Origin of the sequence: Stenotrophomonas sp. (assembly GCF_032056425.1) — a bacterium.
Taxonomy (GTDB): Bacteria; Pseudomonadota; Gammaproteobacteria; order Xanthomonadales; family Xanthomonadaceae; genus Stenotrophomonas.
Genome location: NZ_DAMBCN010000007.1, coordinates 74,038 through 91,230, shown reverse-complemented (window position 1 = coordinate 91,230; position 17,193 = coordinate 74,038). Strand labels below are relative to the sequence as shown.

The 17,193-nt window shown below is 67.0% G+C and carries 12 protein-coding genes and 1 pseudogene; 10 read left to right on the top strand and 3 right to left on the bottom strand.

Annotated elements, in window-relative coordinates; all coding sequences use genetic code 11:
* Positions 1 to 42: 42 nt before the first annotated feature.
* Both RTY46_RS07330 and RTY46_RS07325 read right to left on the bottom strand, forming a co-directional pair.
* Positions 43 to 1,137 carry a dipeptide epimerase gene (locus RTY46_RS07330; RefSeq protein WP_312707502.1) on the bottom strand — a complete coding sequence of 365 codons (1,095 nt, stop codon included), beginning with the start codon at positions 1,135 to 1,137 and terminating at the stop codon, positions 43 to 45.
* The gene (locus tag RTY46_RS07325; protein WP_312707501.1) at positions 1,134 to 2,573 is read right to left on the bottom strand and encodes an SH3 domain-containing protein; all 1,440 of its coding nucleotides are present in this window, start codon (positions 2,571 to 2,573) and stop codon (positions 1,134 to 1,136) included. Before RTY46_RS07325 ends, RTY46_RS07330 begins: the two co-directional genes overlap by 4 nt.
* Before the next feature lie 132 nt (positions 2,574 to 2,705).
* Here RTY46_RS07325 and RTY46_RS07320 point away from each other — a divergent pair, with 132 nt between their 5' ends.
* From RTY46_RS07320 to RTY46_RS07280, 9 genes are all read left to right on the top strand, one after another.
* Entirely contained in the window at positions 2,706 to 4,181 is a 1,476-nt protein-coding gene (locus RTY46_RS07320; RefSeq protein ID WP_312707500.1) for a transglutaminase-like domain-containing protein, read from the top strand.
* 42 nt (positions 4,182 to 4,223) lie between these two features.
* Positions 4,224 to 7,247 carry a TonB-dependent receptor gene (locus RTY46_RS07315; protein ID WP_312707499.1) on the top strand — a complete coding sequence of 1,008 codons (3,024 nt, stop codon included), beginning with the start codon at positions 4,224 to 4,226 and terminating at the stop codon, positions 7,245 to 7,247.
* Between the two features lie 47 nt (positions 7,248 to 7,294).
* Positions 7,295 to 8,839, top strand: a complete 1,545-nt coding sequence (locus RTY46_RS07310; protein ID WP_312707539.1) for a serine hydrolase domain-containing protein — start codon at positions 7,295 to 7,297, stop codon at positions 8,837 to 8,839.
* Positions 8,769 to 9,485, top strand: a complete 717-nt coding sequence (locus tag RTY46_RS07305; protein WP_312707498.1) for a M15 family metallopeptidase — start codon at positions 8,769 to 8,771, stop codon at positions 9,483 to 9,485. The genes RTY46_RS07310 and RTY46_RS07305 overlap by 71 nt, the downstream gene beginning before the upstream one ends.
* A gap of 540 nt (positions 9,486 to 10,025) precedes the next feature.
* On the top strand, positions 10,026 to 10,397 hold the full coding sequence (locus RTY46_RS07300; RefSeq protein ID WP_312707496.1) for a hypothetical protein: 372 nt from the start codon (positions 10,026 to 10,028) through the stop codon (positions 10,395 to 10,397).
* A gap of 227 nt (positions 10,398 to 10,624) precedes the next feature.
* Positions 10,625 to 11,041: an EF-hand domain-containing protein gene (locus RTY46_RS07295; RefSeq protein WP_312707494.1), complete on the top strand. Its 417-nt coding sequence runs from the start codon at positions 10,625 to 10,627 to the stop codon at positions 11,039 to 11,041.
* 93 nt (positions 11,042 to 11,134) lie between these two features.
* Positions 11,135 to 11,884 carry an HAD family hydrolase gene (locus RTY46_RS07290; protein ID WP_312707492.1) on the top strand — a complete coding sequence of 250 codons (750 nt, stop codon included), beginning with the start codon at positions 11,135 to 11,137 and terminating at the stop codon, positions 11,882 to 11,884.
* 31 nt (positions 11,885 to 11,915) lie between these two features.
* Positions 11,916 to 12,404 carry a hypothetical protein gene (locus RTY46_RS07285; RefSeq protein ID WP_312707491.1) on the top strand — a complete coding sequence of 163 codons (489 nt, stop codon included), beginning with the start codon at positions 11,916 to 11,918 and terminating at the stop codon, positions 12,402 to 12,404.
* 162 nt (positions 12,405 to 12,566) lie between these two features.
* Positions 12,567 to 13,928, top strand: coding sequence for a VOC family protein (locus RTY46_RS07280; RefSeq protein WP_312707489.1), 1,362 nt, complete (start codon positions 12,567 to 12,569; stop codon positions 13,926 to 13,928).
* 68 nt (positions 13,929 to 13,996) lie between these two features.
* Here the strand turns inward: RTY46_RS07280 and RTY46_RS07275 are convergent, their stop codons facing one another.
* Complete coding sequence (locus tag RTY46_RS07275) at positions 13,997 to 15,511, bottom strand: acetyl-CoA hydrolase/transferase family protein (RefSeq protein WP_312707488.1); 1,515 nt, start codon at positions 15,509 to 15,511, stop codon at positions 13,997 to 13,999.
* Positions 15,512 to 15,922: 411 nt separating this feature from the next.
* Here RTY46_RS07275 and RTY46_RS07270 point away from each other — a divergent pair.
* Positions 15,923 to 17,193: pseudogene (locus RTY46_RS07270) on the top strand (glutamine-synthetase adenylyltransferase); the annotation flags it as partial.

The following is a 17,193-nucleotide window of genomic DNA, read 5'->3' as shown; positions in this document are numbered from 1 at the left end:
ATCCAGCGTCAGTTGTACGCCAATCCCGCCGCAAGGCATGAATCAACCCAGCATCTCCAACCCGCGCACTTCGGTGATGCCCAGCCCGGGTACATCGGCAATGCTGATTTCCGATTCGTTGAAGTGCACACCGCCGCTGACCGGGTCGAACTGCCCCAGCGACGGGCCGTCCAGGTCCACCTTGGTGATCACATCGCTCTTGGCCACGGCCAGGTGCACGGCGGCAGCCACGCTGATGCTCGATTCGATCATGCAGCCGATCATGCACGGCACGCCGTAGATGCCGGCAATGTCGGCAATGCGGATCGCGTTGGACAGGCCGCCGGTCTTCATCAGCTTGATGTTGATGATGTCCGCCGCGCGCTGCTGGATCAGGTCCATCACCTGGCTCGGGCTGAACACGCTTTCGTCGGCCATCACCGGGGTGTTCACCCGGTCGGTCACGTACTTCAGGCCGTTGATGTCGGCGGCCTTCACTGGCTGCTCCAGCAGTTCCAGCACCACCCCAGCGTCTTCCAGCGTGCGCATGGCATGCACCGCCTGCTTGGCGGTCCAGCCCTGGTTGGCATCCAGTCGCAGCAGGGCGCGGCCCTGTACGGCGGTGTGGATCGCCTTTACCCGTTCGATGTCCAGGCCGATGTCCTTGCCGACCTTGATCTTCAGCGATTCGAAGCCGCGATCGATGGCCGACAGCGAATCGGCCACCATCTTGTCGATGTAGTCCACGCTGATGGTGATGTCGGTGGTGATGACCGGATCGCCACCGCCCAGCATCTGGTACAGCGGTGCGCCGTGCAGCTGCGCCCACAGGTCGTACAGGGCGATTTCCACTGCGGCTTTGGCGCTGGTGTTGCGTTCCATGGCGGTCTGCACCAGGCCGCACAGCCGATTGAGGTTGACCACGTCCTGGCCGATCAGGCGCGGGGCGATGAAGTGGCGTATCGCTTCGATGATCGAGCCATGGGTATCGCCGGTGATCACCGCCGTGGCCGGCGCTTCACCGTAGCCGGTGTGGCCGCTGTCGGTGCGCACCAGCACCACCACGTCCTCCACGGTTTCCACCGTGCGCAGGGCGGTCTTGAACGGCGTTTTCAGCGGCACGCGCAGCATGCCCAGTTCGATGGCGGTGATCTTCATTCAGGGGTCTTGGTGCGCAGGCGTTGGATGTTGGTGATGCGGTCGATGTAGCGGACGGTGTCGCTGGCCATCATCGGCTCCAGCGGGGTGACCGAGACACCATTGAGGTGGGCCTGCACGCGCGTGCCGTCGGCACCGAACCAGCTGCCGCCGGCCGTATCGTGGATGACCCAGGTGCGGCCGTCGACGTGGCCGATGGCCATCATCACGTGGCCGGGAATGTAGACCAGGTCGCCCACCTGCAGGTTGGCCACGGCGCGGTCGCGCACGGCCTTGCTGTCCTTGTCGGTGAACGGCAGGCGGTCCAGCGCCGGGCTGACCGCCTGCGCGCTGGTATTGCGCGGCAGCAGCACGCCGAAGCTGCGGTAAATCTCGGAGACGAAGCCGCTGCAGTCGCGGGTGTCGTAGTCGTGGCCCCAGCCGTAGCGTTCGCCCAGGAACTTGAAGGCCTGCTGCAGCAGCAGGCGCGGGGTCAGCGGCAGGTAGTCGGCGGCGGTGTCCTGCGAGCGCGGCAGCAGGGCAGGCACCAGTTTCAGGCTCCCGTCGGCTTCACGCACCGGCAGCTGCACCACCCACGCGGCATGCGCCTGCTGGCCGTTCACCGCGGTGGCGGCCGGCCAGTCGGCCAGCACCGGCAGGCGCACGCCCATGTCCAGCTGCAGGCGCGATACGCGCGGTTCTTCGGGGGTGTAGGCGGTATGAGCGACCGCGCCGGTCACGATGCGGTACGGGCCCTGCGTGGCGTAGCCGAGCACGCTGGCCTTCTCGCCGGTCGCCACGGCTTCGGCTTCGATCCAGGCGCTGTAGCGCTCGCTGTGCACGAACAGCCAGCGGCCATCGGCACTGCGGTGCACGACGGCCACCTTGTCACCGGGGAACAGCGCCGATTCCTGGAAGCGATCGATATCGGTATCGCCGCGGCTGCTGAAAACGCGCTGACGGGTGGGGAAGGTACGCAGTGCGGCGCGCTTCACCACCAGACCATAGGCCGGGCTGACCTGCGCCGGCACGCCCTGCAGGCCCAGGTTGGCTTCGATCGCGCTGCGCTGGGCCGGGGCGATGTCCTGCCCGGCGTCGTTGTACAGCGCACGCGTCGGCCACTGCGACAGGGCGGTGATGCTGGCGCGCACCTGCTGCGCCGAAAGCTGCGCGGGCAGCGCGGCGATATCCTGGATGTGGGCATCCTGCGCACGCATGCGCGCGTTCTGCGTCTGGATCTGCGCGCGGTCCAGGATCGGTGTATCGGCGTTGTCCAGCCGCGCGGCCCAGTAGTCCGGGGTCAGGTAGGCCTCGTGCAGACCGATCACATACGGCAGCGCTGCGCCGGGATCGGGTGCGGGGGCGGCCTGTGCGAAGACCGGCGTGGCCAGCAGGCACAGGGTCAGGGACCAGCGGCGCCAGGTGCCACGGCGCGGTTTGCGGGAAGCCAGGATCATGCGCTGCACACCCTCCTCGAATGCCTGTAGGAATATTTATTCCTTTCGGTGGCGAAAGCAAGAATAAATTATTGACCACCCCTGCCGCCCGTGTTACACAGCCGTTACCACCCGCGCTGGGGAAGTGTCGCTGTGGAATCCGTCGTTCGCAAACCGCGTCTGCCTGTTGCCGCCGGCCTGGGTGCCGCGCTGCTGCTGTGGGCGTGCGCGGCGGCGGCGGCACCATCGTCTGGCGTGCGCCTGCTGCAGGCGATCGATGCCGTCGACGCCGGCCACTTCGCGCAGGCGCAGGCGTTGATCGCACAAGCGCCCGGCACCGCCGAACTGCAGTTCCAGGGCGAGCGCATGCGCCGCATCCGTCTGGATTTCAGCCTGGACCGCGCCGCAGCACAGGCGGCCGTGCGCCGTTGGATTCCTGACCTGACCGACGATGAATTCGCGCGCTGGGACCTGCTCGGGCTGATTGAACATCTGGATATAGACGGCACCCGCTGGTACTTCAAGCGCGCGCCGTCGAACCTGTTCCTGCTCAGTGATGAAGCGCGTGCGCGCCGCCGTGCCGATGCGCCGCTGCCCGCGCCCGGCCCCAATGAAGTGCTGAACGCGCATCACCAGCAGGTACTGGCCGCGGCCGCGCGTACCGGCAACGCCTCGGTGCTGCCGCAGCGCATCGAGTTCACCCAATCGCTGACGGTGAAAGCCGATGCGGTGCCGGCCGGCGAAACCGTGCGCGCGTGGATTCCATACCCGCGCGAGATTGCCGGCCAGCAGGAACAGGTGCAATGGCTGGGCAGCACGCCGGGCAACGCGCAGTTGGCGCCGCCCAGCACTCTGCAGCGTACGGCGTACATGGAAGCCAAGGCCGTGGCCGGGCAACCCACCCGCTTCGAGATCCGCTATGCGCTGACGATCTTCGCGCGGCATACCGCCATCGATCCGGCGCGCGTGCAGGCCACGCCTGCCGACCCCGCGTTGCAGCCGTACCTGGCCGAGCAGGTGCCGCATGTGCAGTTCACCCCGGCGCTGAAACTGTTCTCCGACCAGGTGCTGCAGGGCGAATCGCGGCCGTATGAAGTGGTACGCAGGCTGTTCGCCGCGGTTGATCGCATTCCCTGGGCCGGTGCCCGCGAATACTCCACGCTCAGCAACATCAGCGATTACGCGCTGCGCGCCGGCCATGCCGACTGCGGCCAGCAGACGCTGCTGCTGATCGCCCTGCTGCGCATGAACGGCATTCCCGCGCGCTGGCAGTCGGGCATGGTGTTTTCAGACGATGGCAGTGGCTACAACAACCTGCACGATTGGGGGCAGGTGTACCTGGCGCCGTATGGCTGGCTGCCGATGGACGTGACCACCGGCGCGCTGGCCAGCGATGTGCCTGCGCTGCGCGATTTCTACCTGGGTGGCCAGGACGGCTACCGCATCGCTTTCAACGATGATTTCGGCCAGCCCCTGGTGCCGGCCAAACAGCACTACCGCTCGGAAACGGTCGACTCGCAGCGCGGCGAGGCCGAGTGGGCAGGCGGCAACCTGTACTTCGACCAGTGGAGCTATGACCTCCAGTGGCAGGTACTGCCCGCCAGGCAACCCCAGCGCGACATCCGCTAGATCCATTCCACACCATTCAATTCTTGCAGGAGAGAGCAGGGGATGAAGGCTTACAGCATCAAGCGGGCGGCGTTGAGCGTCGCCCTGGGCGCGTGTCTGGGCGTGATCGCGCCGGGCATTGCATTCGCACAGAACGTGACCGGCGCGGTGGCCGGCCGGGCCACGGCCGGTGACCAGATCACCGTGGTCAGCAGCAGCACCGGCCTGACCCGCACGGTGACCGTGGGCGCCGACGGCAGCTACCGCCTGGGCCAGCTGCCGGTGGGTGACTACCAGCTGCAGTTGAGCCGCGATGGGCAGACGTTGGGCGAGCAGGTGGCGGTGAGCGTGGCGGTGGGCGGCACCACCACAGTGAACCTGGCCAGCGGTGGCGGCGTGACCAACCTGGACGCGCTGCAGGTGCGCGGCACGCGCGTGGTCAACCGCGTCGATGTCTATTCCACCGAAACCTCGTTCAACATCAACCGCCAGGAAATCTCGCGCCTGCCGGTGGCCCAGGATCTTTCCGCGGTGGCACTGATGGCGCCGGGCGTGGTGGGTGGTAATTCCTCGTTTGGTGGCCTGTCCTTCGCCGGTTCGTCGGTGGCCGAGAACGCGGTGTTCATCAACGGCCTGAACGTGACCGACATGTACACCCGACGCGGCTTCAGCACGGCGCCGTTCGCGTTCTTCAACGAATTCCAGGTCAAGACCGGTGGCTATTCGGTGGAGTTCGGCCGTTCTACCGGCGGTGTCATCAACGCCGTCACCCGTTCGGGTAGCAATGAATTCAAGGGCGGCGTGGAAGTGACCGCCGAACCCAGCGCCTGGCGATCCAGTGCGGGCGATCATTTCCACCGCGATGGCAGCGCCCATTCCTATGGCAGCCGTGACAACAATTCGTTCCTGAAGACCAACGTCTGGGGTTCCGGGCCGATCATCAAGGACAAGCTGTTCCTGTTTGCCATGTACGAAGACCGCAGCGACAAGGGCCACAACACCTTGTCCGACGGCAGTACCTGGTTCAAGAACGATTCCGGCAATGGCTTCTGGGGCGCCAAGCTGGACTGGAACATCAACGACGACCACAGCCTGGCCCTGCTGGCGTTCTCCGACGAAGGCGATGTGACCAACGCGTCGTATGGCTACGACTGGGACGAGGATGAGATCGGCGCCTGGGGCGGCGATTCGGTGACCGAGACCGGCGGCAAGAACTGGTCGGCCACCTATACCGGCCACTTCGGCCAGAACTTCACCGCCCGCGCCATGGTGGGCCAGAACAACCAGCGTGCGTTCACCAACTCGTCGCTGGACCAGGCCTGCAGCCCGGTGTTCACCGACAGCACTTACGGAACGCGCCTGTACAAGCTGCAGGGCCTGCGCGCCGGCTGCCATCCCACCGGTACCGCGGTGGCCGAGCGTGATGACACCCGCGACGTGGCACGCTTGGATTTCGAGTGGCAGCTGGGCGACCACCTGCTGCGCTTCGGCGTGGACCGCGAACTGATGACCACCGATCAGTCCACCCGCTACCCCGGCCCCACCGCGCTGAGCTATACCGCCTACGTGGCGCGCCCCGGTGATGAAGTGTGGGACGGCGCCAATGCTTACGTGCCGGCCGGCGTGACCGAAATGCTGCGCGCACGCAACCGGCAGTCCGGTGGCAAGTTCGAAACCGAAGCCAATGCCTTCTACCTGGAAGACATCTGGAACGTCACCCCGAACCTGATGCTGAACCTGGGCGTGCGCTGGGACCGCTTCGAAAACCGCACCGCGCAGGGCAACGCCTTCATCAAGATGGATGATCTGGTGGCGCCGCGCGTGGGCTTCTCGTGGGACATGCGCGGTGATGGCAGCACCAAGCTATTCGGCAACGCCGGCCGCTACTACCTGCCGGTCACCAACAACATCAACGTCAACTTCGCCGGCGGCCTGACCGACGAATACAGCTACTACGTGCTGGAAGGCTGGCAGCAGCAGACCTCGCCCACCGGCTCGGCGTACATGGCGCCGATCATCGGCCAGCAGATCGGCCCGACCGACACGCGCATGAACACCGGCGGCGCCGACCTGCGGCAGAGCGTGGACAAGGATCTGAAGGCGGTCTACCAGGACGAGTACATCCTGGGCTTCCAGAGCATGATCAACCAGGCGTGGTCGTGGGGCGTGAATGCCACCTATCGGCGCATGACCCGCGCGCTGGATGACATCCGCATCAACTACACCCCGTGCGGCCCGACCCCCAGCACCCTGTGGCCGATCGCCAACCCCGGCGAATCGTTGACGATCTGGGGCGATTCCAGCATTGGCTGCGCGCAGGAAGGCTGGATCACCATCGATACCGCCAACAGCGGCTACCGCAAGGGCGGCAGTGGCGAAGTGATCGGTTATTCCAAGCCCAAGCGCACCTACAAGGCGCTGGAATTCCAGATCGACCGCGCCTGGGACGAGAAGTGGCTGTTCAATGCGTCGTACCTGTGGTCCAAGAGCGAAGGCAACTTCGAAGGCCCGGTGAACTCGGACACCAACTACGGCGACACCGGCATGGTGCAGTTCTGGGACCACCCGGCCACCAATGAACGCTACGGCGTGCTGTTCAACGATTTCCGCCACCAGTTCAAGCTGCGCGCGGCGTATGCGCTGAACAAGCAGTGGTCGTTCGGCACCACGCTGCAGGTGCAGTCCGGTGGCCCGATCACCGCCTATGGCGTGATGTGGCCCAACGACAGCATCGCCGGCGGCAGCACCTCCAGCGAGGGCAGTGGCGGCGGCACCGGCTGGCTGTGCGTGGCCAACTGTTCAGGCCCTTATGACCAGCGTCAGTTCGAATACAGCCCGCGCGGTGCCTTCGGTCGCCTGCCGTGGACCTGGACCTTGGGTGCCAACGTCACCTGGCGCTTGCCGGTGGAGGGCATCGACCTGAGCGCGCGGCTGTCGGTGTACAACCTGTTCAACAACCAGGAAACCATCAACGTGCACCAGCGCTACGAAGCGCAGCCAGGCGTGTACCGCGAAGCCACCTTCGGCACGGGTACGCGCTGGCAGGCCCCGCGCTATACCCAGCTGGTGGTGACGTGGAACTTCTGAGCCGCACCGCCTGCGCCGTGCGGGGCCGTTGCCGGCGCTACGCCGGCATGGCGCTGCTGGCGCTGGCGCCGGCGGTGCACGCACAGGCCATCAGCACCGCACACATCGATGCCGATGTGGCCGCGGTGGTGCAGCACGAGCACCTGCCGGGCATTGCCATGGCGGTGGTCGAAGACGGCCGTGTGGTCTACCGCTACGCACAGGGTGCGCGCGGCGATGGCGGACGCATCGACGAGCACACGCTGTTCAAGATCGCCTCCAACAGCAAGGCCATGACCGCAGCCCTGCTGGCCCGCCTGGTGGAACAGGACAGGCTGCGCTGGGACGACCCCGTGCAGAAGCATCTGCCCACGTTCCGCATGCATGACCCCTGGGTGAGCCAGCACATGCAGGTGCGCGACCTGCTGATCCACAACAGCGGCCTTGGCCTGGGGGCAGGCGACCTGATGCTGTGGCCCGAGCCCAACACCTATACCCGCGCCGACATCATCGCCGGACTGGCCCACCTCAAACCGGTCAGCAGCTTCCGCAGCGGCTATGCCTACGACAACCTAATGTATGTGGTGGCCGGCGAAGTGGCCGCTGCGGCCGGCGGCAAACCCTATGACCAGCTGATGCGCGAACAGGTGTTCCAGCCACTGGGCCTGCAGCGCTGCCAGGTGGGTGCGTGGTCGGTGAAGCGCGTGGGCAACGTGGCCCAGCCGCACACCGTCCGCGATGGCCAGCCAGCGGTGGTCAATGCCGACGGCGCGCAGAGTCCCGACCTGACCTCGATGGCCGCCGGTGGCATCCGCTGTTCGCTGCATGATCTGACCCGCTGGATGCAGGTGCTGCTGGACCCGGCGCTGGTGCCGGGTTGGCTGGGCAGCGAGCAGCGCCGCACCCTGTGGACCCTGCACATGCCCATGCCACTGGGCGACCGCCAGCGCCGTTGGGACAACGCCCACTTCTACGGCTATGGCTACGGCTGGCGCGTTTCAGACATGGACGGGCAGTGGAAGGTGGCGCACACCGGCACGCTGTCGGGCATGTATTCCTCGCTGGCGCTGCTGCCCGACCGCAAGGTGGGTGTGGTGATACTGATCAATGGCGAAGGCGAGGATGCACGCACCGCGCTGATGCAGTCGATGTTGAAGGGCTACACCGCGCCAGAGCAGGCCGCCTCTGCCATGAGCTATCTGGCCGAACTGGCCGCCGACCGCGCCGTTCGTGCGGCCAGCGATGGCGGGCGGCCGTCCACCGCCGGCGCGCGCGTGGCCACCGGTGCCGATCTACCGCGCTGGCAGGGGCGCTATCGCGATCCCTGGCTGGGCAATGCATCACTGTGCCCGGGGCCGCAGGGGCTGCGCTTCGCCGTGGAAAAATCACCGAAGCTGCAGGCCAGCGTGCAGCAGGTGCAGGGGCGCTGGCTGCTGCACTGGGATACGCTGGGCGAGCAGGCGCAGGCATGGCTGCAGCCAGGCGACGGCGCGGTGCCAACGCTGGACCTGCGCGCTATCGACCCGGAGATCGACTTCAGCTATGACTTCCAGGATCTGCATTTCACTCGCACTGGTGATTGCACTGACAGCGGCGACGGCTCGCGCCGCTGAGCCACCGCGGGTCTCCACGGCCACCGATGCGGCAGCGGCCGGGCTGGTGGAGATCCGCACGCTGTCGCCGCAGATCCAGCTCGACATCCGCTACGCCGGCGCCGACAACTTCACCGGCGCTGCGGTGCCGGGCTATCAAGCCGCGGCCTGCTATCTGCTGGCACCGGCGGCGCAGGCACTGGCCCAGGTGGAAGCCGACCTGCGCCGCGCCGGCTATGGGCTGCGGGTGTACGACTGCTACCGGCCCGTGCGCGCCGTGCAGGCCTTCATGGCCTGGGTACACGACCCGCGCGAGCAATCGCGCAAGGCCCTGCAGTATCCAGACCTGAACAAGCCGCAGCTGCTGGCCGACGGCTACATCGCCGAGCGCTCCGGCCACAGCCGTGGCGCCACCGTCGACCTGGGGTTGCTGGATTGCCGCACGGGCACGTGCGTGGTGATGGACATGGGCACGGATTTCGATTTCTTCGGCGTGCGCGCGCATACCGAAACACCGGAACTGACCCCGGCACAGCGCGGCAACCGCCAGCAGCTGCTGCAGGCCATGGCCCGGCGCGGGTTCGCCAACTACCCGCAGGAATGGTGGCACTACACCCTGCAGCCCGAACCGGACCCCGGCACCGCCTACGACGTGCCCGTGCAGTAGATCCACGCCACGCGTGGATGGTTTTTCATGGCCGCCCAGGATGTCATCCACGCATGGCGTGGATCTACCGTGTCGACCAAGGTCGACACCCACCAACAGCCCCGTGAAGTAGATCCACGCCACGCGTGGATGGTTTTCGCTTTATCCCAGGATTTCATCCACGCATGGCGTGGATCTACCGTGTCGACCAAGGTCGACACCTACCAACGGCAGAGTGAACCTGTCAGAGGTGGGGCGGTGTGGGTGGGCAGGACCGCAGGCGCCATGGATGGCGCCTACGAGCCCCCATGGGTGAGGGCGCTTTGCTTGCGAAGCACTGCTTCGCAAGCGCCCGAACGCACAGCCGCCAGCGGCTGGGCCGGACTGGGGGTTAACGGCGTGTCCTGCACACCCAGACCGTCCCGCCATCCCACGCAATGCACGCTTTTGCCGTTGCCGTTGCCGTTGCTTCAGTCGAGCATGGCTCGACTCTACAGGGGTGCAGGGCGCAGCCCTGCCGATGGAATTACACTGGCCGCCTTTCCCCGCACGCGCGCCCGCATGAACCTTCCGCTGCACTTCGGCCTGCTTGGCACCCTGGAAGCCGGCGGCATCGCCCTGCTGGTGGGCCTGCTGATGTACCTGCTGATGCTGCGCGTGGTGCGCGGCCTGGGTGGTTCGGTGAACCAGGCCATCGGTGCTGCGTGCGTGCTGGCGGTGATCATCGGCGCCGGCGTCGATATCTGGAAGCTGTTCTACATGGGCATCGTGCGACTGGAATCACCGCTGTACGCGCGCATCTTCCTGTCCACCATCCACGATCCCAACGAACTGGGCAGCCGCGTCGTGCTGGAAATCGCCGGCGCACTCGCCGGCGTGGCGCTGGGATGGATCGTGTTCAGTTCGCGGTCATCTGCGCAGAACGTCGACTGACGCAGGTTTTTCGTTGCGTGCAGGTTAAATGCGCGCGGGCTGAATGCGTGCCTTATGAGCCGCTCACTGCGCCCTAACCATCGCGCTAAAGCATGTACACCGCCGTGTGGTTAATGCCGCGTGGTGGCGCCGGTCGCGGCGCAAAATCGATTCAGAAACGGGGTGGCAGGGTAGGTGCCGTGCGGAAACAACAGGCCGCGCAACACCACCCAAAGGAGACATTCCCTATGACGATTCGCAACCGTAAGCCCCTGATCGCCCTGGTCGTTGCTGCTGGCAGCCTGCTCACCCTTCCGGCCATGGCGCAGTCCGCACAGCAGCAGGCCGCGCAGGCGCAGAACCAGGCCGCGCAGGCGCAGCAGTCGGCGGCACAGGCCGGCCAGGCTGCTGACCAGGCCAGCAGCGCGGCCGCAGCGGCGTCGGCACAGGCCAGTGGTGGCGGTGGCCAGACCTGGGCTAGCATCGACACCGATGGCAACGGCACCATCAGCAAGGCCGAGGCACAGGTGAACGCGGGTCTGGCGCAGGTCTTCGACCAGGCCGACACCAACAAGGACGGGGAACTGAGCCCCGACGAGTACAAGGCCTACGTGGCGGCCCAGCAGGGCGCTGCCGCCGGCGGCAACGCCGCGCCGGGCCGCTGATCCACCACCGTCGGGACAACCGGTGCATGGGGACCCGGGCGGCTTCGGCCGCCCGGGTTTTTTCTGCCCGCCGGGGCCCTGTATCCTTGTGCGATGAACACCTCCATGCCCGCGCCGTCGCGCGCCATCGGCCTGGTCGGTTTTGACGGTGACGATACGCTGTGGAAGAGCGAGGACTACTACCGCAAGGCCGAGCAGGATTACCTGGACCTGCTGTCGCGCTACATCGACGTGCACGACACCCGCACCGCGCGCCATCTGCTGGAAGTGCAGCAGCGCAACCTGGGCGTGTTCGGCTACGGGGTGAAGGGCATGGCGCTGTCGATGATCGAAGCGGCCATCGACATCACCGGCCAGCGCATCGAAGCCAAGGACATCCAGCGCATCCTGGACATCGGCCACGACACCCTGCGCCACCCGGTTGAGCTGATCGACGGCGTGCGCGAATCGGTGGCGGCCATCGCCGAGCATTACCCGGTGGTGCTGATCACCAAGGGCGATCTGTTCCACCAGGAAGCGAAGATCGACGTCGCCCGCCTGCACGACCTGTTCCCGCGCATCGAGATCGTGTCCGAGAAGGACCCGCAGACCTACGCGCGCGTGCTGGCCGAATTCGAGCTGCCGATCTCGCAGTTCGTGATGGTGGGCAACTCGTTGCGCTCGGATATCGAGCCGGTGGTCACCCTGGGTGGGTGGGGCATCCACACCCCGTATGCGGTGACCTGGGCGCACGAAACCGAACATGGCGTGGCCGACGATGAACCGCGCATGGTCACCGCCGATACGGCCTGGGGCTGGCCGGCCGCGCTGGCCGCCATCGAAGCCAAGGCCGCGGCGGCCTGACACGGCGCAGCGGCTGCGGCAGAATCGGCGCATGAACCTGATTCTGCGCGCGCTGCTGTCGACCCTGCTGCTGGTGCCGGCCACCGTGCTGGCCCAGCAGACCGCCGAACGCTCGGCGGCCTATGAAGTAAACAGCGGCGATGGCTGGCTGGATGCCCAGCTGCAGGACATCAATCACTACGCCGAGCGCTACCCCGACGCGTTCCTGGATGAAGTCTCGCGCTATGCCGACGTGCCGCGCGCCTACGTCAGTGCGCTGTTCAGCACCCACGGCTGGCAGGCCGCCGATATCTACTTCGCCTGCTTCTGGGCCAAGGCCAGCGGCCAGACCTGCCGCGACAGCGTGCGCGCTTTCAGCCAGAACCCGGAAGGCGGCTGGGAAGCGGTAGTCGAACGCATGCCGGTGAAGCCGGACAACCTGCATGTCCGCGCCGTGCGCCACGCCATCGTGGCAAGTTACGAGCACTGGGACCGGCCGATCACACTCGACGCCACCCTGAAGCGCCAGCTGAAGCGGTAGCGCCGGGCCATGCCCGGCGGGCGCGACGCGCGGCCAGGGAGCCCGCCGCGCATGATCCGGCGCTACCGATGCTCTTCATGCTGCTGTGCGTCTCGCCGCCGCCGCGCGCTGCGGCGACAATAGGCATTCGCGTTGTTCCCCGTTCCCGTGATCGAGTAACCGATGAGCGCCTCTTTCGTTTCGCCTGATCTGATCCGCCGCCTGTTCGCCCAGGCCATGTCGCGCATGTATCGCACCGAAGTGCCGTTGTATGGCGCGCTGGTGGACCTGGTGGAGCGCATCAACACGCAGGTTCTGGAAAGCGACCCGGCCCTGGCCGCACAGCTGCAGCGCAACGACGAGCGTGCGCGCCTGGATGAAGAACGCCATGGCGCCATCCGCGTCGGCACGGTGCAGGAACTGGCCACGCTGCGCCGCCTGTTCGCGGTGATGGGCATGTACCCGGTGGGTTACTACGATCTGTCGGTGGCCGGCGTGCCGGTGCATTCCACCGCCTTCCGCCCGCTGACCGCCGCCGCGCTGGCGCAGAACCCGTTCCGTGTGTTCACTTCGCTGCTGCGGCTGGAACTGATCGAAGACGAAGCGCTGCGCGCCCAGTCCGCGCGCATCCTCGAACGCCGCCGCATCTTCACCGAGGGCGCGCTGGCGCTGATCGACCAGGCCGAGCGTGACGGTGGCCTGTCGCAGGCCGATGCCGAGCGCTTCGTGGCCGAGGCGCTGGAAACCTTCCGCTGGCACGGTGATGCCACCGTGGATCTGCCCACTTACCACGCCCTGCACAACGCGCACCGGTTGGTGGCCGACGTGGTCAGCTTCCGTGGCCCGCATATCAACCACCTGACCCCGCGCACGCTGGATATCGATGCAGCGCAGGGCGCGATGATCGAACAGGGCATGGCCGCCAAGGCGGTGATCGAGGGCCCGCCGCGCCGCGCCTGCCCGATCCTGCTGCGGCAGACCAGCTTCAAGGCACTGGAAGAGGCCGTGCACTTCCCGGATGCGGAAGGCGGCGACGCCGGCACCCACACCGCGCGCTTCGGCGAGATCGAACAGCGCGGCCTGGCGCTGACCCCGAAGGGCCGCGCGCTGTACGACCAGCTGCTGGCGCAGGCGCGCGACGCCGGTGGTGCCGGCAGTACCGGCGGCGACTACGGCCAGCGCCTGCAGGCGGTGTTCGCCAGCTTCCCCGATGACCATGACACGCTGCGCCAGGAAGGCCTGGGCTATTACCGTTACCAGCTGACCGAGGCCGGCCGCGCCGCGCCGGAGCGCGTGGCCGATCTGCCGGCCGAAGTGCTGGTGGCAGCGGGCCTGGCCACGGCCGACCCGATCGTCTATGAGGATTTCCTGCCGGTCAGCGCCGCGGGCATCTTCCAGTCCAACCTGGGCGGCGAAGAGCAGCGCGCCTATGCTGCGCACGCCAACCGCGAAGCCTTCGAACAGGCGCTGGGCGTGGCGGTGAATGACGAATTCGAGATCTACGAGCGGCTGCAGGCTGAATCGCTGGCGGCGCTGCGCGGTTGATGCAGGGGTGGGGTCAGAGCCCTTTCCGTTGGAAAGGGATCCGACCCCAACGCGGGCCATGACCGGGGTCAGCCCTTCATCGTGCCGGTATCCAGCCACCGCTGGTGCCACGACAGCGCTTCGGGCAACAGGTGCGGGGTGTGCTTGCCGTAGCTTTCGCGGCTGGCACGATCGAAGTAGTCCTGCAGCTGCGGGCGGAAATCCGGGTGCGCGCAGTTGTCGATCAGCACCTGCGCACGCTTGCGCGGGGTCAGCCCACGCAGGTCGGCCAGGCCCTGTTCGGTCACGATCACCGACACGTCGTGCTCGGTGTGGTCCACGTGGCTGGCCATCGGCACGATGGCCGAGATGGTGCCATTCTTCGCCGTGGACGGGCTCAGGAACGCCGACAGGAAGCCGTTGCGCGCGAAGTCGCCCGAACCGCCGATGCCGTTCATGATGCGCGTGCCCATCACGTGGGTGGAATTCACGTTGCCGTAAATATCCACCTCGATCATGCCGTTCATGCCGATGCAGCCCAGGCGGCGCACCAGTTCGGGGTGGTTGGAGATTTCCTGCGTGCGCATGATGATGCGCTCGCGGTAGAAATCGATGTGTTCCTTGAAGGTCTCGTTGGCCTGCGGGCTCAGCGCGAAGCCGGTGCACGAGGCATAGCTCAGCACGCCGTCGCGCAGCAGGTCCAGCATGCCGTCCTGGATCACCTCGGTGAACGCGGCCAGGTCGCGGAAACCGCTCTTGGCCAGGCCGGCCAGCACCGCGTTGGGAATATTGCCCACGCCCGACTGCAGCGGCAGCAGGTTCGGCGGCAGGCGGCCCTTCTTCACTTCGTGCTTCAGGAATTCGATCAGATGCGAGGCGATCTGTTCGCTGGTGGCATCGATCGGGCTGAACGGGCTGTTGCGGTCCGGGCCGTTGGTGCGCACCACCGCCACGATCTTGTCCGGGTCGCAGCGCAGCGCGGTATCGCCGATACGGTCGTTGGCGTTCACCAGCGGAATCGGCTTGCGGTGCGGCGGCAGGGCGGTGCCGTAGTAGATGTCATGCATGCCATCCACGCCGGCCGGCTGCCACTCGTTCACCTCGACGATCACTTTCTTCGCCAGGTCCAGCCAGGTCTTGTTGTTGCCCACCGAGGTGGACGGCACCAGCGAACCGTCTTCGCGGATGGCCGACACTTCGATCACCGCGGTATCGATCTCGCCGTAGAAACCGAACCACACGTGCTGGGCCACGTGGCTCAGGTGGATGTCGATGTAATCCAGCTTGCCCTCGTTGATGCGGTTGCGCGCATCCGGGTCGCTCTGGAACGGCATGCGCATGGCGATGCCATCGGCCTTGGCCAGCGCGCCATCCAGCTCCGGCGCGGTGGAGGCGCCGGTCATCAGCTTGATCTGGAAGGGATTGCCCTGGGCGTGTACCGCTTCGATGCGGCGGGCCAGTTCCACAGGAACGGCCTTGGGGTAACCGGAGCCGGTGAAGCCGCTCATGGCCACGGTTTCACCGGGCTGGATCAGCGCGGCTGCGGCCTCGGCAGAGACCACGCGGTCACGAAGACGCGCGTTGGCGATGCGATCAACAGACATGACGACAGTGTTTCTGGGGGGAAAGCTCGATTATCGGCCATCCCCCCCGGTACGGGGCGTTCTACCTTCGTGGAATGGCTTTTCCGGGGGCGGGGCTACCATACCCAGCAGTTTTGTTTTGCAGTGCAGCGTGCATTGTCCGTCCGCAGCCCGCACGATGGCCCTGCATCCCGACGTGGGGGAGGGAGCAGAGCCCGCTGGCAGTTCGCTGCAAGCGGGCTTTTTTATTGCCCTGCGCCCAAGCTGAATACGCAGGAGCAGGGGTCGGATCCTTTTGCCAACGGCAAACGGCTCTGACCCCGGGGGCGAGGGTTGCGGTGGGGTCAGAGCCCTTTGCCGCGGGCAAAGGGATCCGACCCCGCTGCCCTGCCAGCCGTTGGCAAAGACATCCGACCCCGCGAGAATCGGGGCATGACCGTTGCCCCTGTCGAAGTGCCCGCTTCCCTGCAGCCCTTGGTAGACCGCGCGCTGGCGCGCCTGGCCCAGGCCGTGCCCGAGCCCATCGCCGCCGAACGGCTGCCGTTCCTGGCGCAACTGGCGGTGGCCAGCGATTTCGCCCTGGACACCCTGGTGCGCCAACCCGGCCTGCTGGCCCAGCTGTCCGCGCCGGGCTGCCCGCCGGTGCCGGCGCCGGTGCTCGACCCGCTGCAGCCCAGCGACTGGCCGGCGCAGCTGCGGCGCTGGCGCACCGCCATGTCCACCCGGCTGATCTGGCGTGACCTGGCCGGCCTGGACGACGTGCCGCAGACCCTGGCCGGCGCCACCGTGCTGGCCGAAGACTGCCTGCGCCTGGCCCTGCAGGCGCTGCAGCAGGAATTCGCCCAGCGCCACGGCGTCATCCGCGGTGCCGACGGGCAGCCGCTGCAGCTGGTGGTGTTCGGTCTGGGCAAGCTGGGCGGCGGCGAACTCAACTTCAGTTCCGATATCGACCTGGTCTACGCCTACCCGCACGGCGGCGAATCGGACGGCCCGCGCCCGCTGGCCGCCGAGGAGTACTTCGCCCGTCTCGGCCAGCGCCTGGCCAAGCTGTTGGACGACACCACCGTCGATGGTTTCAGCCACCGCGTGGATCTGCGCCTGCGCCCGTTCGGCAGCGCCGGTCGGGTCGCGCTGTCCTTCGCTGCCATGGACCAGTATTTCCAGCGCGAAGGTCGCGACTGGGAACGCTATGCCTGGCTGAAGGCGCGCACCGTGGCCGGCGATATCGCCGCCGGCGAGGCCTGGCTGCAGAGCCTGCGCCCGTTCGTGTACCGGCGTTACCTGGATTTCACCGCGCTGGACGGCCTGCGCGAGATGAAGGCGGCGATTACCGCCGAAGTCGCGCGGCGCGAGCTGCACGAAGACATCAAGCGCGGCGCCGGTGGCATCCGCGAAATCGAATTCCTGTGCCAGGCGCTGCAGTTGATCCGCGGCGGCCGCGAACCGGTGCTGCGCGAGCGTCGCCTGCTGGTGGCGCTGCAGGCGCTGGTGAACGCCGGGCAGATCGCCGCGGACGATGGCGCGGCACTGCGCGAGGCCTACCTGTTCCTGCGCCGGCTGGAAAACCGCCTGCAGATGCTGCGCGATGCCCAGACCCACGTGCTGCCCAGCGACCCGCTGGATCGCCAGCGCATCGCCAGCGGGCTGGGTTACCCGCACTGGGATGCACTGCGCGCCGCGCTGGCCGAACAGCAGCAGCGGGT

Bases quoted from the DNA above. Each gene is read 5' to 3' on its own strand.
- RTY46_RS07295 (WP_312707494.1), top strand. From the start codon at position 10,625: ATGACGATTCGCAACCGTAAGCCCCTGATCGCCCTGGTCGTTGCTGCT.
- RTY46_RS07285 (WP_312707491.1), top strand. From the start codon at position 11,916: ATGAACCTGATTCTGCGCGCGCTGCTGTCGACCCTGCTGCTGGTGCCG.
- RTY46_RS07330 (WP_312707502.1), bottom strand. From the start codon at position 1,137: ATGAAGATCACCGCCATCGAACTGGGCATGCTGCGCGTGCCGCTGAAA.
- RTY46_RS07275 (WP_312707488.1), bottom strand. From the start codon at position 15,511: ATGTCTGTTGATCGCATCGCCAACGCGCGTCTTCGTGACCGCGTGGTC.
- RTY46_RS07305 (WP_312707498.1), top strand. From the start codon at position 8,769: ATGACTTCCAGGATCTGCATTTCACTCGCACTGGTGATTGCACTGACA.
- RTY46_RS07280 (WP_312707489.1), top strand. From the start codon at position 12,567: ATGAGCGCCTCTTTCGTTTCGCCTGATCTGATCCGCCGCCTGTTCGCC.
- RTY46_RS07315 (WP_312707499.1), top strand. From the start codon at position 4,224: ATGAAGGCTTACAGCATCAAGCGGGCGGCGTTGAGCGTCGCCCTGGGC.
- RTY46_RS07290 (WP_312707492.1), top strand. From the start codon at position 11,135: ATGAACACCTCCATGCCCGCGCCGTCGCGCGCCATCGGCCTGGTCGGT.
- RTY46_RS07325 (WP_312707501.1), bottom strand. From the start codon at position 2,573: ATGATCCTGGCTTCCCGCAAACCGCGCCGTGGCACCTGGCGCCGCTGG.
- RTY46_RS07310 (WP_312707539.1), top strand. From the start codon at position 7,295: ATGGCGCTGCTGGCGCTGGCGCCGGCGGTGCACGCACAGGCCATCAGC.
- RTY46_RS07300 (WP_312707496.1), top strand. From the start codon at position 10,026: ATGAACCTTCCGCTGCACTTCGGCCTGCTTGGCACCCTGGAAGCCGGC.